Here is an 18,611-nt window from a genome sequence, read left to right on the forward strand (position 1 = left end):
AAATCGGATCAGCATGCAGCGGGATCAGGAAAAAAGGAGGCGGCTTTCCGCCGGCCTCCCGCCCTTAAGCGGACGAGAGGGCGATCACGTTACTGGCTTTGGATCGGGCCACCCAAAGCCACGTGAACTACTCGAGCAGCGGCGACCAGGCCGGGTCGGATGCGAAGCCCTGCGTCTGGATCAGTTGCTCGTTGTAACCCGACAGATCGATCGAATAGAGCTGCGGTCCGCCGGAACCGGCACCCTGGCGGAAGAACATCAGGACACGGCCGTTCGGCGCCCAGGTCGGGCCTTCGTTGTGGAAGCCGGTGGTCAGGATACGTTCGCCCGAACCGTCGGTCTTCATCACGCCGATCGAGAACTTGCCGCCCGACTGCTTGGTGAAGGCGATGAGGTCGCCACGCGGAGACCAGACCGGCGTCGAATAGGAGCCGTCGCCGAAGGAGATGCGGCGCTGGCCGGAGCCGTCGGCACCCATGACGTAGATCTGCTGGCGGCCACCGCGGTCGCTTTCAAAGGCGATCTGGCTGCCATCCGGCGAATAGGACGGGGCGGTATCGATCGCGGCGGTGTTGGTCAGGCGCGTCGTGGTCCGCGAGCGCAGGTCCATTGTGTAGATGTTGGCGTTGCCGTCCTGCTGCAGGCTCATGATGACCCGCTGGCCATCCGGCGAGAAGCGCGGCGAGAAGGTCATGCCGGGGAAGTTGCCGACGACCTCGCGCTGTCCGGTTTCCAGCTGCAGCAGGTAGACGCGCGGCTGCTGGTTTTCGAACGACATGTAGGTGACTTCCTGGCGGTTCGGCGAGAAGCGCGGCGTCAGAACGATGTCGTTGGAATTGGTGAGCGCACGGGCGTTGAAGCCGTCCTGGTCCATGATGGCGAGCTGACGCTTGCGTGCCGTCTTCGGGCCGCTTTCGGCGACATAGACGATGCGGGTGTCGAAATAGCCCTTTTCGCCGGTGACGCTCTGATAGATGGCGTCGGCGATGATGTGGGCCACGCGGCGCCAGTTTTCCGGCTGGGTGAAGAACTGCTGGCCGGTCATCTGCTTGTTACCGAACGTATCCCACAGGCGGAACTCGGCCTTCAGCCTGCCGTCGCCTTCCTGCGTCACGCGGCCGGTGACGAGCGCCTGGGCGTTGATGACCTTCCAGTCCTCGAAGCGCGGCGTCGCATCCGGATTGCTGATCTTCTCGATGAACGCTCCCTTGTTGATCGGCGCGAACAGGCCCGACCGCTTCAGGTCCGCCGCAACCACGTCGGAAATCTTCTGGCCGAGTTCGCCCTGGAGAAAGTCCGTGACAGCGATCGGCAGCGGTTCGACGTTGCCCTTGTTGATGTTGATTTCAACTTCAGCATTTGCCGGTGTCACCGCCGCCACGACGGCGGCTAACATGCCCGCGGCCACCATCAGGGCGCGGAAAAGAGAGACCTTGATCATAGGGACAAGCCTTTCAGCTTCGTACGAAGGGTTTGCAGGGGTGGTTTGCTATCCGGCATGGGTTCCAATCCCGGCAGCTCTAGAGTGCGAATTCCGAGGGGTCGAAATTCAGCACGAGGGTATTCCATCCTTTTTCGCCCTCATATTTTTCAGGCGGGAGGTTCTGTAGCGGGGCCGAACGGCGGATCGCGCGCAAGGTGCTGCTTTCAACGGCACGGCGCGTACCTTCCGGACCGCCGGTTGCGGTAACCTCGGGTGTGCCGACGATATTGCCGGCGGGATCCAGCTGCACGCGCACCGTGACACGCACTTCCTCGACGCCGGTCAGGCCTGGCGTCAGCGACCAGTTGCCCTGGATCTGGCCCTTGACGCCATCGATCTCGTTGGCGCTCAAGCCCACACCAATGGTTTTCTTGCCGCCGAGCGCCGCTTCCTGTGTCGAGCGCTTGGCACCACCGGCGGAGGGATCCTGCCGGTTGAGAAGGGCGGCGATCTCGTCGGCGTTGAACTTGCTTTCCTCGGTGGAGGCAGCTTTCTTCTGTTCCTTCGGCGTCGCCTCGTTCTTGCGGTCTGGCGTCTTGGCGCTCTGGGCGGGCTTTTCGACCTTCGGCTTTGCCGCCGGCGTCGGCACCTTCTCAGGTAGCGCTTCGGCTTCCGGGTTCTCGGCCGGCTTTTCCTCGGCGGGTGCCGGCTCCGGCTTCGTCTCCGGCTTCACTTCCTGCTTCGGTTCGGGCAGAGCGGCAACTTCGGTCGCAGGTTCGGAGGCGGGCTTGGATTCCTCGACTTTCTTGATCTCTTGCTCGACCGGATCGGGCGTCGGCTCGGGCTTCTCGTTCTTTTCCGGAGAGGCCGTGGCTTCGCTCTTCGACGGCTTGGCGTTCGGCGTCGGCGGCGTCTTCAGGTCGGTATCGTTGTCGCCGATGTTTTCGGCAGGCTGGTTGGTCTCCGGCCGCTTGGTCGGAACCGGCGACGAGGTCTCCTTCTTCGGCGCCTTCTTGTCGCCCTGCTGAACCTGCGTCATCTCCGAATAGGGAACGATGTCGACAGGCAAAGCCTCGACGTCGGCGACCTGGAAGTCAGCCGGGCTGCCAAGCGACACCAGCGCCCAGGTCAAGACCATGGCGTGGAGGACAGCAGATGTAGCGAGACTGCCCTTCATCGTGGACGATCACTTTTCCTGTTCTTGCAGCGTGACGAGGCCGAGGTTCTTGAAACCGGCGGCCGAGATGCGGGCCATGACCTTCATGACCGTGCCGTAGTCGGCATTGGTGTCACCGCGCACATAGATGCGCTCGTTGTAGCCGGTGGTGGCGATCGCCTCGAGCTTCGGCACCACTTCGTCGATGGCGATCGCGGTTTCCTGCAGGTAGATCTCGCCTGCCGGGTTGACCGAGACAGTGATCGGCTGCGTATCGGAATTGAGCGCCTTTGCCTGCGTTTCCGGCAGATCGATCGGCACGCCGACCGTCATCATCGGTGCTGCCACCATGAAGATGATCAGGAGCACGAGCATGACGTCGACGAACGGCGTCACGTTGATCTCGCTCATCATGGCTTTCTTGCCGCCGCGGCGACGACGTCCGCCACCCGAACCCTTGGCTCCGCCAACCGACATACCCATCAGCGTGGTCTCCGTACTCTCTGGCGATTACTGCGCGGCCTGGCGCGGGTTCTGCAGCTTCTCGTCGATCTGCCGCGACAGGATGGCGGAGAATTCGTCGGCGAAAGCTTCCATGCGTGCCGACAGCTTGCCGGCGTCGGCCGAGAACTTGTTGTAGGCGATAACCGCGGGGATAGCGGCGAGCAGGCCGATCGCGGTGGCGAGCAGTGCTTCGGCGATACCGGGCGCCACGACCGCAAGGTTGGTCGACTTCGAACCGGCGATCGCCTGGAACGAGGTCATGATACCGACGACCGTACCGAAAAGGCCGATGAACGGGGCGGCCGAACCGATGGTCGCGAGCGAGCCGAGACGGGCTTCCAGCGATTCCGATTCCCGGGCGAGCGTCACGTCCATGGCGCGGTCGATACGCATCTGCAGGCCGATCGGCGAACGGGCGCCGCGCTCGAAGCTCTTCTTCCATTCGCGCATGGCGGACACGAAGATCGCACCCATGCCGGCCGTCTGGCGGTCGGCGAGCGTGCGGTAGAGTTCTTCCAGCGACTGGCCGGACCAGAACACCTGCTCGAAGCTGTCGAGCTGGCGGCGGACGCGGCCGTAGTTCAGCGTCTTGTCGACGACGATCGCCCAGGTCCAGACGGAGGCTGCGACCAGCCCCAGCATGACCAGCTTCACGACGAAGCCCGCTTGCATGAATAGCGACCAAAGGCTCACATCGTGTGTTGCCGCGGCCAATCCAACCTGTTCCATCGTCTTCAGTCCCCGAATCCAAACACCCGGCAAGAGCGGTTCATGCTCGTGACCGGGTAGCCCAAACGTCCTGTTTGCAAGAGTGCCCGGCACCGCCGCAGATCGCACCATCGCGACCTTAATTAGCTTTAGGTTGCCTTCTTGCCGTCAATTTTGGTCAAAGGATGACGTGCACTGCACAAATCCTGATGCGATGATTAAGACACCATTATGGTTAAGAGACCGTTACCGTTGTGTGTCTTTGCAGTATCACCCGGCGGTCGGAACTTAGCGTGGCCGAGTACGTTCCTAGGGATGGCCCAACGAACGACAGGACAACGAAGCGAAGGAAAGTCCTCACCGGACTTTGATCCCCGGGAGCGATTGATCCTCGCCCTTTACGCCGAGCTCAAGGCCGAGCGGGAAACCCGCGCCGCCCTGGAGGACGCACTCGCCCACGGCGTCGTGTCGCTGGAAATCCTCCAGGCCATCATCTCCGATCCAGTTCCCGTGGTGACCGAGGAGGACATTGTTCGCATCGAACGGGTCCTCGCCCTCGATGCGGCCCGGTCCGCAATTCTGGCTAAGGACGCGCCGACCGTCCGGGGTCTCCGTGGAGGCGGGTGATGACGTCCCTTCGCAGCCCGCTTGCCGAATACAACAAACGCCGCAACTTCGGCGTGACGCGCGAACCAAAGGGCAAGCTTGGTCGCGGCCGGTCCGGCCGCATGCGCTTTCTCGTGCAGAAGCATGACGCCACCCGGCTCCACTACGACTTGCGGCTGGAATGGGACGGTGTCTTGAAGAGCTGGGCGGTCACCCGCGGACCAAGCCTCAATCCGGAAGACAAACGACTTGCCGTGAGAACCGAGGATCATCCGCTGGCCTATGGCGATTTCGAAGGCACAATCCCCGAAAAGCAATATGGCGGCGGCACCGTCATGTTATGGGACAGCGGCTGGTGGGAGCCGGAAAACCGATCCGGACGAGGGCTTGCGCGACGGCAAGCTGACATTCCATCTTCACGGTCAGCGGATGCAAGGCGGGTGGGCATTGGTGCGGATGCGGTCACGCCCCGGCGAAAAGCGCGAGAACTGGCTGCTGATCAAGGAGGGTGACGAAATTGCAGCCGAGGATGGCAACGTTCTGCTGGAGGACCATCTGACGAGCGTCAGCACCGGCCGCACCATGGCCGAGATTGCCGATGGGAAGGGCGAACGCAAGAAGCATGTCTGGACCTCCAAGGGGGAGGACAAGGAGGCGAAGGCCGTGACAGTCAAAACATCCAAAACCGCAACGAAGCCCAAGGACAGAGCAGCAAAGCCGGCAAAGGCGAAGCAAGCCATATCGGACGAAACCGTGCTTGGGGTGCGCATCACCCATCCGGATCGCGTCCTGTTTGCCGACCAGGGCATCAGCAAGCTCGATCTCGCCCGCTACTACGCCGTCGTCGCCGATCGCATATTGCCCCATGCGGCCGAGCGTCTCCTGTCGCTCGTGCGTGCGCCGCAGGGCGTGAAGGGTCCGCGCTTCTACCAGAAACATGCGAGCGACGGTTTTCCCGACGAGATCAAGGAAGTCCCCGTCGAGGAAAGCTCCGGCGAAACGGAAAACTACATGTATGTGCGCGACGCCAAGGGGCTGGTCGCTGCGGTCCAGATGGGCACGCTGGAGTTCCATATCTGGGGATCGCATGTCGACAAGCTGGAGATCCCCGATCGACTGGTCTTCGACCTTGATCCTGACGAGGGTCTCGACTTCGAGATGGTCAAGGGTGCGGCCGTGGCCCTGCGCGATGCGCTCGACGAGATCGGGCTGAAATCGGCTCCGATGGTCACGGGCGGCAAGGGCGTCCACGTCATCGTGCCGCTGACGGCCCGCGCCAGCTGGCCGGAAGCCAAGGCCTTCGCCAAGACCTTTGCGCAAGGTTTCGCCGATCGCGAACCGGACCGGTTCATCGCCACCATGTCGAAGGAAAAGCGCAAAGGACGCATCTTCATCGACTGGCTGAGGAATGAGCGCGGCGCGACCGCCATTGCCCCCTACTCGACCCGGGCGCGCGCTGACGGACCGGTGGCGACGCCCATCAACTGGGATGAACTGGACGATCTCAAGTCGGCCAACAGCTTCCACATCCCGGACATCCTCGAGCGGATCGAAAATGGCGCAGACCCCTGGCAGGATGTGGCCAAGATCAGGCAATCCCTGACCAAGACGATTTTGGGCAAAATCGGCGTGAACGAGGCGGACTAGGCCGCCGACGCCCCGCGCAATCCCTCGATCCACGAGCGTAATGCCGTCCCGATCGCGTGCGGATGATCCTCCTGCAGGTAGTGCGCGCCCGCGCCGAGTTTCACCAGGCGGCAATTCGCAAGCTCGTCGGCATAAGCTTCCGCCTCCGCCGGCGAGATGAGCGCACCAGGGTCGCCCGAGAACAACAGCTTGGGATATCCTGAGGCGCGAAGCGTGGCGTGATCTGCCGTACTGATAGCGTAGAACTCAGAAGGCGCGCCCTCGATCGGCAGTTCGCGCGGCAGGCGCAGCACGGGGCGGCGGGAAGATGGATCCGGAAACGGTGCCCGATAAGCAGTCATTTCCTCGTCGTTCAGTTGACGCAGGATCGCGTTCGGTACGACCCGTTCGATGAAGACGTTTTCCTCCAGGATCAGCCGCTCGCCGACGCCTTCAGTTCGGAACGCCCTGAACAGTTCGCGGGCCTGCGGCTTTTGATGAAACGCCTCATAAGTTTCAGCCGGACGGATATATTCCATGAAGGCGAGGCCGAGCACCTTCTCCCGATTGAGTGCGGCAAAGTGGAAGGCAAGCGCTGTTCCCCAATCCTGCGCGACCAGGAAAAGTGGACCGGGGACCACCTTTTCGATGAAGGCTTCGAGATAGCGGAACTGGTCGAGGAAGGTGTAGTCGATGTCGGGCTTGTCGGATTGGCCATAGCCGATCAGATCCGGTGCAACGCAGCGCCCGACCGGTGTCACATGCGGCAAGATGTTCCGCCAGATATAGGACGACGTCGGGTTGCCGTGGAGAAACAGGACCGTCGGTCCCGTGCCTTTTTCGATATAGGCCATCGACGATCCGAAAATGTCGACGAATGACTTGCCCGCTGCGAATGCCTCTTCACGCATGCTTCCCTCCATCAAACACGGTTGAAAAAACGATCGTCCTGAACGTTGCAAGCGGCGCCGGGCTGCGATCGACCTTCATGCGCAGCATGGCCCCCTGCCAGGCGCTGAGCAGGAAGTCGGCAAGCTCGGCCGCCGAGCCGAGCGGAGCGATTTCGCCCTTCTCCAGCCCTTCGGCGATGCAGGCCTCGAAGGGACCGCGCCACGTCGCAAAGAGTTCCGACAGATGCGCCCTGAGCCGTTCATTGTCGAAGGAGGCTTCGAGGCTGAGATTGCCGATCATGCAGCCGCGGCTGTAGTCGGCGTCAGCCAGCTTGCCGGTGATAAGGTCGATGTAGCGGCGCAACCGGTCGACGGGGCGCACGCTTCTGTCGCCAAGCGCCTCTTCCACGAGGCCCGAGACATAGGCGAAGTAGCGATCGAGCACCTCGATGACGAAGTCTTCCTTGGACGTGAAGTGATTGGTGAAGGACCCAGGACGGGCGCCCGCAGCCTCGACGATGTCGCGTACGCCGGTCCCGGCGTAGCCTGTGTTCCATACGAGCTGATCGCCCGCCTTCAGAAGATTTTCACGTATCGATTTTCTGGACATGGCGAAATAATACGTACGTACGTATTATTGTCAATGCACTGAATCGAATGCAGTGAAAACGCGCGTCCACCAACGAAAAACGCCCCTGGAAGGGGCGCCGTGTCTCCGTTCGACTGAAGGAGAGCTCTAGCCCGCGCTCTCCTTCGCATGATGGAATTTGTAGGCGAGCGCCTCGGGCAGCCGCCGTGGCCGACCCTGGCCGTTGATCACGGCGATGATCACCTTGGCGGCGATCAGCAGCTGCTCGCCGCGGCGGATCTCCTGCTGCAGCACCATCTTGGCGCCGCCGGCCTTCTCGGTGACGGTGGTAATCGTCAGGATGTCATCCATGCGCGCCGGCAGCTTGAAGTCGATCTCCATGCGATGGACGACGAAGACGAGGCCTTCGCTGTCGCCCTCGATCGCCAGCGTTGCCTGCTCGACGCCGAGCAGTCGCAGGAAATCGGTGCGGGCGCGCTCCATGAAATGCAGGTAGCGGGCGTGATAGACGACGCCGGAAAAGTCGGTGTCTTCGTAATAGACGCGCTGGATCAGCTGATGGCCGTTTTCGGTCAGTTCGCCTGCGAGCGAAATCAGGGACATACTTTTCTCCGAAAGAATTTCCCGTTTCCTGTGCAGGAACAAAAAGCCGTTTGCAAGCATTGCAGCCTTGTCACAATCCTATCCTATCACGTGACGGACTTCCTTTGCGATCAGGAGAACGTGCATGAAGATTGCGATTCTCGGCGGCGACGGTTTCGTCGGTTGGCCCACGGCCCTTCATTTGTCCGATGCTGGTCACGACGTTCATATCCTCGACAATCTCTCCCGCCGATGGATCGATACGGAACTGGGCGTACAATCGCTGACGCCGATGGATTCGATCCAGGAACGCACGCGTATCTGGCATGCCGAAACCGGCCGGCGCATCCATTTCAACCTGATCGATCTCGCCCGCGACTACGAACTCCTGAAGAACTGGCTCGCCGACCATCGCCCTGACGCCATCGTGCATTTTGCCGAACAGCGTGCCGCGCCCTATTCGATGAAGAGCGACCGCCACAAGAACTACACGGTCAACAACAACGTCAACGCCACGCACAATCTTCTGAACGCGCTGGTCGAACTCGGCCTCGACGCCCACCTCGTGCATCTGGGCACCATGGGCGTCTACGGCTACTCCACCATCGGCGCGGCGATCCCCGAGGGCTATCTGCCTGTCGGCATCGAAACGATGGGCGGCGAGACCGTCAGCCAGGAGATCCTCTACCCCTCCAATCCCGGGTCGATCTACCACATGACCAAGTGCCTGGATCAGTTGCTCTTCCAGTTCTATGCCAAGAACGACGGGCTTCGGATCACCGACCTGCACCAGGGCATCGTCTGGGGTACGCATACCGAGCAGACGCGCCGCCACGCCCAGCTCATCAACCGCTTCGACTATGACGGCGACTATGGCACCGTGCTCAATCGTTTCCTCATCCAGGCGGCAATCGGTTATCCGCTGACCGTGCACGGCACCGGCGGCCAGACCCGCGCCTTCATTCACATCCAGGATTCGGTGCGATGCATCGAGCTGGCACTCACGAACCCACCGGCGCGCGGCAGCCGTGTCGAGATCTTCAACCAGATGACCGAGACCCACCGGGTGCGCGATCTCGCCGAAATGATCGCCTCGATATCGGGGGCTGAGATCGCCCGGTTGCCGAACCCGCGCAAGGAAGCTGCCGAGAACGAACTCGTCGTGCACAACGAGAAATTCCTGAGCCTCGGTCTCAACCCGACGCGGCTGCAGGACGGATTGCTTTCGGAAATCGTCGATGTCGCCAAGAAATTCGCCTATCGTGTCGACAGAACGCGCGTGCCCGCCGTCTCCGCCTGGACCAAGGACATCGCGCCGCTGATCAACCACGACCCAGAGGGCAAGCGGCTGAAATCCGTTTCATGACATCGAACGATCCTTCGGAGGGGCTCCGCCCCTCCTCGCCTCCCCAAGCCGACCATGCCTATGTGACGCTCGTCACCAATGCCGATTATGCGCTTGGCGCCCGCGCACTGGCGCGCTCCATAACACGGACGGGCACGAGGGCCGATATCGTCGTGCTGCACACGGGCGGCGTTTCTGTCGATGTACTGGCGCCGCTTGCCGAATTCGGCTGCCGGCTGGTGGAGACCGACCTTCTGCCGCTTTCCGACGCCTTCAACGCGCGCCACCAGCGGCGGAACGTGCATGATAAGGCGCCCTTCACGAAAGGCCGAAAGCCCGACTTCCACTCGCCGCTCGACAACTTCTGCAAGCTCCGGCTCTGGCAGCTTACCGAATATCGGCGCTGCGTCTTCATCGACGCCGATGCGGTCGTGCTCCGGAACATCGACCGGCTGTTTGCCTATCCGGAATTCTCCGCTGCCCCCAATGTCTACGAAAGCCTTGCGGACTTTCATCGGCTGAATTCCGGCGTCTTCGTCGCCGAACCGTCAATGGCGACCTTCGACAGGATGATCACCCAGCTTGATGCGCCGGACGCCTTCTGGCCGCGCACCGACCAGACCTTCCTGCAAGCCTTCTTCTCGGACTGGCACGGTCTGCCAGTGACGATGAACATGCTGCAATATGTCTGGTTCAACCTGCCCGAACTCTGGGACTGGGGCTCAATCGGCGTGCTGCATTACCAGTATGAAAAGCCCTGGGAGACGGATCATCCGCGCCGGGAGGCCCTGCAGCCGCTTATCGATCTCTGGCATGGCTACCTGACAGGAGACGATATTCCGCACATCGCATCGCTCACCAACCCGGTCCGCCGATGACCCGCGTGCTTGTCTCCGGCGGCACGGGCTTCGTCGGCCGCTTCATCGTCGAGCATCTGCTGCAGGCGGGGTACGAGGTTGTGATCGGCGGTCGCACGCGGGCCCCAAACACCTTCTTCAGCGGGCCTGTTGGTTTCGTGCCCCTGTCGCTCGATCCGACGAGCGATCACAGCGCGGCCTTTGGCAATGTCCAGTGTTTCGTCCATGCCGCCTTCCAGCACATCCCTGGCCGATATCGAGGCGGCGAAGGCGATGATCCCGAGAGCTTCCGCCGCGCCAATCTCGATGGTTCGGTCCGGCTTTTCGAAACGGCACGCGAACAGGGCGTAGGTCGCTGCATCTTCCTGTCGAGCCGCGCGGTCTACGGAAAGCACCCAGCAGGCGCCGTGCTGTCGGAGGGATCGACCTGCCATCCCGAGAGCCTCTATGGAGCGCTCAAGCTTGCGGCGGAGCGGCAACTAGAACTGCTGGGCACGGACGACTTCAGGACAGCAAGCCTACGCGTCACCGGCGTCTACGGAGCACCGGGCAACGGGGCGTCGCACAAATGGCTGGCCCTGTTCGACGACTATCTGCAGGGCCGCCCGGTTGCACCGCGGGCCGGCACGGAAGTGCATGGCGACGATGTCGCAGCCGCCGTGCGCCTCGTGCTCGAAGCGGAAACGCGCCGCTTGCCGGTTTCGGTCTTCAACGTCTCCGATATCCTCGTCGACAACAGCATCATTCTGGAAATCGTTCGCCAAATCACCGGTTGTATGAACGACCTGCCCGAACCGGCCGCATTGACCGAATTCAACGCGATGGACTGTGGCCGTCTGCGCGCGCTCGGCTGGACGCCGGGCGGGCTCCCGCGGCTGCACGAGACGATCGAAAAGCTGCTCGGCTGAGACGCTGCGTAGAGCCGTTCTGTGTCGATCAAGGACTCCTTTAAGGAGTATTAATTTACAATTTAATACCTCAGGTTGCCGCCGAAAATCCGAGCTATGTTGGCCGCGCGGAACGGTTCCGGTCCGTGTAAAAAGCTCAACCCTCCCGTCGATCGACGGCGCTTCGAAGGAAATCAATCATGCCTATCGAGACGTTGAATCCTGAAGTCTGGAAGCTTGTCGGCACTTTGAACGGTGAATGGAAAACGAATGGCGGCAAGGATTTCGGCTGGGGCACGGTCAAGACCTCATCGCAGACCTTGACTGCAAACGCCTTGCTTTCGGTCTACAAACTGATGCGCGGCAACCAGAATCTGACGCGCGACTACTACCTCGTCGTCGGGGATGTCTATCACGGCATCCAGGGTTCGCCGTCCACTCCGTCGTCCAACTGGGTATCGGTCGGCTTTTACGCCAATCACATGAAGCTGCGCCTCGAGACGAACTCGCAGCAGGCGCGGCTCGTAACGTTCGGGCCGAACAGCACCGTCGAGCAAGCGACGATCAGTTTCTCGATCGGCGGCGAGCTCAGCGCCGAATACAGCAAGGAAGGCCCGAAGGGCGGCGCCTCGCTCAGCGCCAATGTCGGTGTCAGCTTCACGGCCTCCGAGGTTTCGTTTGCGGCACGCCCCGCAACGCAATCGATCGAGTGGCAGGCGAGATTGCCCCATGTCGGCTGGGTTTCGGCGGGAGTGCCGGCAAATCCCGGTCGCCCGTCCTATGCCGGTTACATCTGGAATGCGGCCGCGATCATCGAGGTCCCGCAAGGCGCGACGCCCAACTTCAAAGGGCGCTTCGAAGTGGACTTCGAGTTCAATTGGACGCGCGGCATTCGCAAGCGGTCGTTCACGCCCGAGATCGATCTCGTCTACCAGTCCCTTACCAGGACGGGCACCAGCGACATCGAGGTTATTCCGCCGCTGCCGACGATACTGGAGACATTGCGCTCCCTCGCCTCTTCGACCGGTCGGGACGGCAAGACCGACACCTTCCTGGCAGCGCTGGAAAACTCTCGCGTGATCGATGCGCTCGGCGACAGCAATCTTGACCAGATCGTCATCGCGCCAACCAACCTGGCCGTCCAGACCTACTTCGACCAGCACCCGCAAATCGCGCTCGAGGCCGTTTCGCCGGCAAACCAAGCCTGGCTCGATAGCTGGGTCGCCGAACGGATCATCAGCACACCGCCCGGCTCTGTTGAACTGGCAACACTCAGTGCGTCGGTAAAGAGCATGAGCGAGGGGGAATGGTACCAGTGCGCGGACGGCCTGCTGCTGGTCACCGACACCTATGAGGTGGCGTCCGGCCTGCGGGGCGCAGTGCGAAGCGGAGCCATCAGGGCCGCCTGACGCACCGTGACAAACGGGCGCCCTGCTCGGCTCCAGAGCGGGCGGGCGGAAGCAGACAGGCCTGGCGTCGTCTTGATGCCAGGCTCTTTCAGCGCAAGACCGAACGAACCCGGAATTTGTCGCTCAGCCGAGATCGATCACCACGATCTCCGGCGGCATGCCGAAGCGAACCGGCGCAAGCGAGCAGCCGAGACCGCCGGAAACAATCAGATTGCAATCGTTCTCGGTCACATGGCCATAGGCGTAACGCTCGCCGAAACGCGAGGGCACGACCGGCGCATAGCCGAGAAACCGCACCTGGCCGCCATGGGTATGGCCCGACAGTGTCAGCGCGACACGCGACGGAACACGCGGGAAGACATCCGGCTCATGCGCCATGAGGATGACCGGATCGGTATCGCTCACCTGGGCGAGCGTACCGTCGAGATCGTCGAGACCGCTCATGCGCTTGCGTTGCCACTTCTTGCCGGGCACCAAGGCAAGCTGATCTTCGAGGCCAGCGATCCAGAAGCCCTGTCCCTCCTTCTCCAGTCTCACCGCCCGGTTGCTATAGACGTTGATGCCGACGTCCTGCAGCGCCTTGTGCCCGAAGGTCGGCCCACCGCCGTTCTTCTGCGCGGTCCGGTCTTCCCACCAGTCATGATTGCCCATGACCGCGTGGACGCCGAGCGGCGCCTCGAGTGTGGCCAGCGCCTTCGACCATTCGCTGGAATGCACATAGCTGGTGACGAGGTTCATGCCGGCCACATAGTCGCCGAGCAGCAGCGTGATATCGCCGCCAAGGCTGTTGGCCTGCCGGCAGATCGAAGCGATACGGCTTGCCGGCATCCAGGGCTCGCACGCGTGGATGTCGGTGAGCACGACGGCGCGCAGCTTGAGGCCCGGTGTCCAATTGGGTGGCGTCAATTTGTATCGGGTGACGTTCAGCCGGGCCAGAGGTTCGACGGCAAAGGCGTAGCCGCCCAGTGCCGCCATGCTGACGATACCGCCGCCGATTAGTTTCAACAATCCGCGGCGGCTGATCATCTAGTCGTCGTCCTCTAATGTCAGGCGAAACTGGGTCGCCTCCATCTCCTTGGGGGGATTAAGGCCGATATGTTTCCAGGCATTGGCGGTCAAAATACGGCCGCGCGGCGTGCGTTGGATGAAGCCCTGCTGGATCAGATAGGGCTCGATGATGTCTTCGATCGCATCACGCGGCTCCGAAAGGCCCGCAGCGATGGTCTCGATGCCGACGGGACCGCCGCCGAAGTTCTGCGCGATCATGAAGAGGTAGCGCCGGTCGAGCTGGTCGAGGCCCATATTGTCGACGAGCAGCCGCGTCAGCGCCTCGTCCGCGAGCTCCTTGGTAACGGCTTCGGCACGCGCCACTTCGGCGAAGTCGCGCACCCGGCGCAACAGCCGGCCGGCGATGCGCGGCGTACCGCGGGCGCGGCGGGCGATCTCGCGGGCGCCGTCGTCGGTCATGCCGAGGCCCATCAGCCGGGCGCCACGCCGGACGATCGATTCCAGCTCTTCGACCGTGTAGAAATTGAGCCGCACCGGAATGCCGAAACGGTCGCGAAGCGGCGTCGTCAGAAGCCCGAGGCGGGTGGTTGCCGCCACCAGCGTGAACTTCGAAAGGTCGATCTTCACCGACCGCGCCGCCGGGCCTTCGCCGATGATGAGGTCGAGCTGGAAGTCCTCCATCGCAGGATAGAGGATTTCCTCGACGGCCGGATTGAGCCGGTGGATTTCGTCGATGAAGAGCACGTCGCGCTCTTCGAGATTGGTGAGCAGGGCTGCGAGATCGCCGGCCTTGGCGATCACAGGGCCGGAGGTCGAGCGGAAATTGACGCCGAGCTCCTTGGCCATGATCTGCGCCAGCGTCGTCTTGCCGAGCCCGGGAGGGCCGACGAAGAGCACGTGGTCCAGCGCTTCGCCGCGGTTTTTCGCCGCCTCGATGAAGATCTTCAGGTTGGCGCGCGCTTCCGCCTGGCCGGTAAAGTCATCCAGCGTCTGCGGGCGCATGGTCGCATCGAGGTCTTCACCGCGCTTTTCCGGCGTTATCAGGCGTGCGGCGTCAGTCATGCGTTCGTTCCATTCGGTCGGGCAGCTCAGCGCTGCAACCCGTCATCATGCCGGGCACGATGCGTTCTGCCTTCTGTGCCCGGCCAAGGCAAGCGTTCATCGCGCCAGTTCTTTCAGGCCAAGGCGAATGAGCTTGGCGCTGTCGCCGCCTTCGCCGCCGTTCTTCAAGGCCGCCGCAACGGCATTGGCCGCCTGGTCGCGCGAGTAGCCGAGATTGGTGAGCGCCGAAACCGCATCGGAAACCGGCGCGGAGGCGACGCCTTCGCCAAGCTCCTGCTTGAGGCCGATCGAGGCCGACATCTCGCCGGCGAAGGACGGCGCCTTGTTCTTCAGTTCCGTGACGATGCGCACCGCCACCTTGGGTCCGACACCGGGCGCACGGGAGACGGAGGTCTTGTCCTGCAGCGCGATCGCATTGGCCAATTCCCCCGGCGTCAGGGTGGAAAGCACGGCCAGCGCCACTTTCGAGCCGACCCCCTGCACGCTCTGCAACAGCCGGAACCATTCCCGCTCCAGTGCCGTCAGGAAGCCGAACAGCTTCAACTGGTCTTCGCGCACATACGTCTCGATGAAGAGCACCGCCGCCTCGCCCGCCGATCCGAGCCTGGACAGCGTGCGCGCCGAACAAAAGGCAACGTAGCCGACGCCATGCACATCGAGCACGACGTGATCCTCGGCGATCTCGTCGATGGTACCCTTCAATTTGCCGATCATGTGGCGTCTCTCGCGGTGGGTTCTGGATGGTCATCGGACCATCGGAAATTATCGTGTCGGGCGCAACTACGCCATCAATGCGGCAAGCCGGCTCGTCACCGATTGCCGGTTGTGGGCATGGCAGATAGCGATCGCCAGTGCGTCCGCCGCATCGTTGCCCTTGAACTCGGCCTTCGGCATCAGAACCTTCAGCATCATGTGGATCTGCTGCTTCTCGCCATGGCCGACACCGATCACCGCCTTCTTGACCGCGTTCGGCGCATATTCGGCGACCCTGAGGCCTGCGCGTGCCGGTACCAGCATGGCGATGCCGCGCGCCTGGCCGAGTTTCAGCGTCGCTGTCGCGTCCTTGTTGACGAAGGTCTGCTCCACCGCCGCCTCGTGTGGCTGATAGCTGTGCACCACCTCGGCAAGGCCGTCATGCAGCTGGCAAAGTCTGGAGGCGAGGTCCATGTCGCCATCCGACGTCACCGTGCCCGAGGCGACGAAACGCAACGAATTGCCGAGCGTCTCGATGATGCCCCAGCCGGTACGACGGAGCCCCGGATCGATGCCGATGATGCGAATCGTGGTCTGCATGAATTTCACCCTATGATGTCAGTCCGGACGCTGCCAGCAAAAAGTGAACAAAACAAAAACATACGCACAGTTGAGGCGCGGCCTCAGGTTTTCTTCGGCACCGCCCTTGGATTGAGGAAAATTGAGCTTACATAGCCTTGCATCAATTTCTCTCAATAAAGGCCTTTGCCATGGCGACTTTCTCCGTCCTCGATCTTTCCCCGATCACTGAAGGCGGCAGCGTCGCCCAATCGCTGGAGAATTCGCGCCGTCTGGCCCAGGCGGCCGAGGAGAACGGCTACACCCGCTTCTGGCTGGCCGAACATCACGGCATGAAGGGCATCGCCAGTGCGGCGACCTCGATCGTGATCTCGCACGTGGCGGCAGCGACGAAGACGATCCGTGTCGGCTCCGGCGGCATCATGCTGCCGAACCACTCGCCGCTTGTCATCGCCGAACAGTTCGGAACGCTCGCCGCCCTCTACCCCGGCCGCATCGACCTCGGCCTCGGCCGTGCGCCCGGAACCGACATGCGCACCGCCCAGGCCCTCCGACGCAACATGGAGGCGAGCGGCAACAACTTCCCGAACGACGTCGTCGAACTGCAGGCACTGCTCGGCCCCGTCGCCGAGGACCAGAAGATCATCGCCGTACCCGGCGCCGACACCAATGTGCCGATCTGGCTGCTCGGCTCAAGCCATTTCAGCGCCCATCTCGCCGGCATGCTCGGCCTGCCCTTCGCCTTCGCCTCGCATTTCGCGCCGGACATGCTGCTCTCGGCGCTGGAGATCTACCGCGAGCGCTTCACCCCCTCCGAGACCCTTGCCAAGCCGCAGGTGATGGTCGGCGTCATGGGGGTTGCCGCCGATACGGACGAGGAGGCGAACTACCTCTTCACCTCCATGCAGCAATCCTTCGTGGCCCTGCGCCGCAACGCGCGCGGGCAGTTTCCGCCGCCGGTCCAGTCGATGGATGGGCTTTGGAGCTATGACGAGAAGATCTTCGTCGACCATTCGATGATGTATGCGGTGGTCGGAGGGCCAGAGACGATCCGGCGCAAGATCGGGGCGTTCCTCGAGCAGACAAAGGCCGACGAACTGATCATCTCCATGCCGATCTTCGACATGCAGGCGCGGCTGAATTCGCTTCGCCTCTTCGCCGACGCCCAGCGCGATCTCACCAAGGCGGCGTAAAGCCGGCCGATCAGATCGCCCCGAAAGCGGGTGCGATCTCTTCCAGATTGGCAAAGAACCGATCCGGCCCGAGCCCTTGCAGGAAGACCGGGTCGGCATAGCCCCAGCCAACCGCACCGGCCGCCACGCCCGCCTTTCGCGCCGCATCGATATCGCGCGCCTCGTCGCCGATCGCCAGGATGCGAGCCGCATCGAGGCCGGAGTGCCGGATCGCACGCTTGAAGTGCTGTGCCTTGCCGAAAAGCGCGGCACCGCATTCGAAGAGATCAACCGTCGCTGCCGCCTCGCCGAGTGCGGCGCGAATACCTTGCTCCGCGTTCGAACTCACGATCGCAATGCCGATGCCCGCCGCCTTCAATTTCCAGAGAAGCTCAGCGGCGCCCGGAAACAGCCGGACGCTTGCCGCTTCAGTCGCCATGGCACGGCGCATGAAGGTGGCGATCTGCGGCAGTTTCCAAACGGGCACGCCGAGATGCGCGATGATCTCGCGGCTGCCCATGGTGCGCAACGACTGGAACTCCTCGACCGAGAGTTCGCGGAAGCCGTAGCGCCGTGCAGCCGCGTTGCACGCCGTCATGAAACTCGCCGCCGTATCGGCAAGCGTGCCGTCGAAATCGAAGATCGCGAATTCATAGGTCATCGGGCCATCCAAAGAAAAACCCGCGGCCTTTCGGACGCGGGTGAAAATTCTGCGAGCGACGGTCGTCCCAATCAGGCCGACAGCTTCGCCAGGATCTCGTCCGAGACTTCGAAGTTCGAATAGACGTTCTGGACGTCGTCGTCGTCTTCAAGGATGTCGATGAGCTTCATCAGCGACTGCGCCTTTTCTTCATCGACCGGAACGGTGTTCTGTGCCTTCCAGATCGCCTTGACCGTCTCGGCTTCGCCGAGCGTGTCTTCGAGCGCCTTGGACACTTCGCCGATCGCCTCGAAACCGCAGATGATCGTGTGGCCGTCCTCGTCAGTGGTGACGTCGTCGGCACCCGCTTCGATCGCCGCATCCATCACCTTGTCGGCGTCACCGACGGAGAGCTTGTAGGTGATCTCGCCGACGCGATCGAAGGAGAAGGAAACCGAGCCGGTTTCGCCGAGCGCGCCGCCGGCCTTGGTGAAGGTCGAGCGCACGTTCGAGGCGGTGCGGTTGCGGTTGTCGGTCAAGGCTTCGACGATGACGGCAACGCCGCCCGGGCCATAACCCTCGTAGCGGACTTCTTCGTAGTTCTCCGCGTCGCCGCCGGAGGCCTTCTTGATCGCCCGTTCGATGTTGTCCTTCGGCATCGACTGCGCCTTGGCGTTCTGGATCGCCAGGCGCAGGCGCGCGTTCATCGCGGGATCGGGCATGCCCGACTTGGCGGCAACCGTGATTTCGCGCGCGAGCTTGGAAAACATTTTCGAGCGCACCGCATCCTGACGGCCCTTGCGGTGCATGATGTTCTTGAACTGTGAATGGCCAGCCATGGCACCCTCTGCATGCATTAATTTGAATGGAATGGG

Annotated in this window: 19 protein-coding genes and 1 pseudogene; 7 read left to right on the forward strand and 13 right to left on the reverse strand. The window is 62.4% G+C overall.

Features of this window, described 5'->3' with window-relative positions:
• Positions 1-127 precede the first annotated feature (127 nt).
• From tolB to tolQ, 4 genes are all read right to left on the reverse strand, one after another.
• Entirely contained in the window at positions 128-1,441 is a 1,314-nt protein-coding gene (gene tolB / locus IB279_RS30750; protein ID WP_034806253.1) for a Tol-Pal system beta propeller repeat protein TolB, read from the reverse strand.
• A gap of 79 nt (positions 1,442-1,520) precedes the next feature.
• Entirely contained in the window at positions 1,521-2,600 is a 1,080-nt protein-coding gene (locus tag IB279_RS30755) for a hypothetical protein (protein ID WP_034806249.1), read from the reverse strand.
• A gap of 9 nt (positions 2,601-2,609) precedes the next feature.
• A complete protein-coding gene (gene tolR / locus IB279_RS30760; RefSeq protein ID WP_034806246.1) occupies positions 2,610-3,062 on the reverse strand; it encodes a protein TolR in 453 nt (150 codons plus the stop codon).
• 27 nt (positions 3,063-3,089) lie between these two features.
• The gene (gene tolQ / locus IB279_RS30765) at positions 3,090-3,812 is read right to left on the reverse strand and encodes a protein TolQ (RefSeq protein WP_034806243.1); all 723 of its coding nucleotides are present in this window, start codon (positions 3,810-3,812) and stop codon (positions 3,090-3,092) included.
• 294 nt (positions 3,813-4,106) lie between these two features.
• Between tolQ and IB279_RS30770 the strand changes: the two genes are divergently transcribed.
• Both IB279_RS30770 and ligD read left to right on the forward strand, forming a co-directional pair.
• Positions 4,107-4,418 (forward strand): hypothetical protein, encoded by a 312-nt coding sequence (locus tag IB279_RS30770; RefSeq protein WP_112771806.1) that lies wholly within the window; start codon positions 4,107-4,109, stop codon positions 4,416-4,418.
• Positions 4,418-6,044 (forward strand): annotated as a pseudogene (gene ligD, locus IB279_RS30775) (non-homologous end-joining DNA ligase). The gene IB279_RS30770 and the pseudogene ligD overlap by 1 nt, the downstream one beginning before the upstream one ends.
• On the opposite strand, the gene IB279_RS30780 reads toward ligD, so the two are convergent.
• From IB279_RS30780 to ybgC, 3 genes are all read right to left on the reverse strand, one after another.
• Entirely contained in the window at positions 6,041-6,934 is an 894-nt protein-coding gene (locus IB279_RS30780) for a haloalkane dehalogenase (protein WP_113187375.1), read from the reverse strand. The pseudogene ligD and the gene IB279_RS30780 overlap by 4 nt on opposite strands.
• Positions 6,927-7,523: a TetR/AcrR family transcriptional regulator gene (locus IB279_RS30785; protein WP_112771805.1), complete on the reverse strand. Its 597-nt coding sequence runs from the start codon at positions 7,521-7,523 to the stop codon at positions 6,927-6,929. Before IB279_RS30785 ends, IB279_RS30780 begins: the two co-directional genes overlap by 8 nt.
• A gap of 126 nt (positions 7,524-7,649) precedes the next feature.
• Complete coding sequence (gene ybgC, locus IB279_RS30790) at positions 7,650-8,105, reverse strand: tol-pal system-associated acyl-CoA thioesterase (protein WP_034806232.1); 456 nt, start codon at positions 8,103-8,105, stop codon at positions 7,650-7,652.
• Between the two features lie 124 nt (positions 8,106-8,229).
• Between ybgC and IB279_RS30795 the strand changes: the two genes are divergently transcribed.
• The 4 genes from IB279_RS30795 to IB279_RS30810 all read left to right on the forward strand — a co-directional run bounded on the left by IB279_RS30795 (position 8,230) and on the right by IB279_RS30810 (position 12,582).
• A complete protein-coding gene (locus tag IB279_RS30795; protein WP_112771804.1) occupies positions 8,230-9,450 on the forward strand; it encodes an NAD-dependent epimerase/dehydratase family protein in 1,221 nt (406 codons plus the stop codon).
• A complete protein-coding gene (locus IB279_RS30800; protein ID WP_112771803.1) occupies positions 9,447-10,307 on the forward strand; it encodes a glycosyltransferase in 861 nt (286 codons plus the stop codon). Before IB279_RS30795 ends, IB279_RS30800 begins: the two co-directional genes overlap by 4 nt.
• Positions 10,304-11,194 (forward strand): NAD(P)-dependent oxidoreductase, encoded by an 891-nt coding sequence (locus IB279_RS30805; RefSeq protein ID WP_112771802.1) that lies wholly within the window; start codon positions 10,304-10,306, stop codon positions 11,192-11,194. The genes IB279_RS30800 and IB279_RS30805 overlap by 4 nt, the downstream gene beginning before the upstream one ends.
• Before the next feature lie 179 nt (positions 11,195-11,373).
• Positions 11,374-12,582 carry a hypothetical protein gene (locus IB279_RS30810; protein ID WP_034806219.1) on the forward strand — a complete coding sequence of 403 codons (1,209 nt, stop codon included), beginning with the start codon at positions 11,374-11,376 and terminating at the stop codon, positions 12,580-12,582.
• 123 nt (positions 12,583-12,705) lie between these two features.
• Here the strand turns inward: IB279_RS30810 and IB279_RS30815 are convergent, their stop codons facing one another.
• The 4 genes from IB279_RS30815 to ruvC all read right to left on the reverse strand — a co-directional run bounded on the left by IB279_RS30815 (position 12,706) and on the right by ruvC (position 15,945).
• On the reverse strand, positions 12,706-13,608 hold the full coding sequence (locus tag IB279_RS30815; RefSeq protein WP_034806217.1) for a metallophosphoesterase: 903 nt from the start codon (positions 13,606-13,608) through the stop codon (positions 12,706-12,708).
• Positions 13,609-14,652: a Holliday junction branch migration DNA helicase RuvB gene (gene ruvB / locus IB279_RS30820; protein WP_034806214.1), complete on the reverse strand. Its 1,044-nt coding sequence runs from the start codon at positions 14,650-14,652 to the stop codon at positions 13,609-13,611.
• A gap of 96 nt (positions 14,653-14,748) precedes the next feature.
• Positions 14,749-15,366, reverse strand: coding sequence for a Holliday junction branch migration protein RuvA (gene ruvA / locus IB279_RS30825; protein WP_034806211.1), 618 nt, complete (start codon positions 15,364-15,366; stop codon positions 14,749-14,751).
• Between the two features lie 66 nt (positions 15,367-15,432).
• Complete coding sequence (gene ruvC, locus IB279_RS30830) at positions 15,433-15,945, reverse strand: crossover junction endodeoxyribonuclease RuvC (RefSeq protein WP_034806209.1); 513 nt, start codon at positions 15,943-15,945, stop codon at positions 15,433-15,435.
• A 170-nt stretch (positions 15,946-16,115) separates the two neighbouring features.
• Between ruvC and IB279_RS30835 the strand changes: the two genes are divergently transcribed.
• Positions 16,116-17,117 carry an LLM class flavin-dependent oxidoreductase gene (locus IB279_RS30835; RefSeq protein ID WP_112771853.1) on the forward strand — a complete coding sequence of 334 codons (1,002 nt, stop codon included), beginning with the start codon at positions 16,116-16,118 and terminating at the stop codon, positions 17,115-17,117.
• Positions 17,118-17,127: 10 nt separating this feature from the next.
• Here the strand turns inward: IB279_RS30835 and IB279_RS30840 are convergent, their stop codons facing one another.
• Entirely contained in the window at positions 17,128-17,757 is a 630-nt protein-coding gene (locus IB279_RS30840; RefSeq protein ID WP_192340479.1) for an HAD hydrolase-like protein, read from the reverse strand.
• Positions 17,758-17,828: 71 nt separating this feature from the next.
• Positions 17,829-18,575 (reverse strand): YebC/PmpR family DNA-binding transcriptional regulator, encoded by a 747-nt coding sequence (locus IB279_RS30845; protein WP_043625539.1) that lies wholly within the window; start codon positions 18,573-18,575, stop codon positions 17,829-17,831.
• Positions 18,576-18,611: the final 36 nt, after the last annotated feature.

The organism is Ensifer sp. ENS06, from assembly GCF_014852205.1.
GTDB lineage: Bacteria > Pseudomonadota > Alphaproteobacteria > Rhizobiales > Rhizobiaceae > Ensifer > Ensifer adhaerens.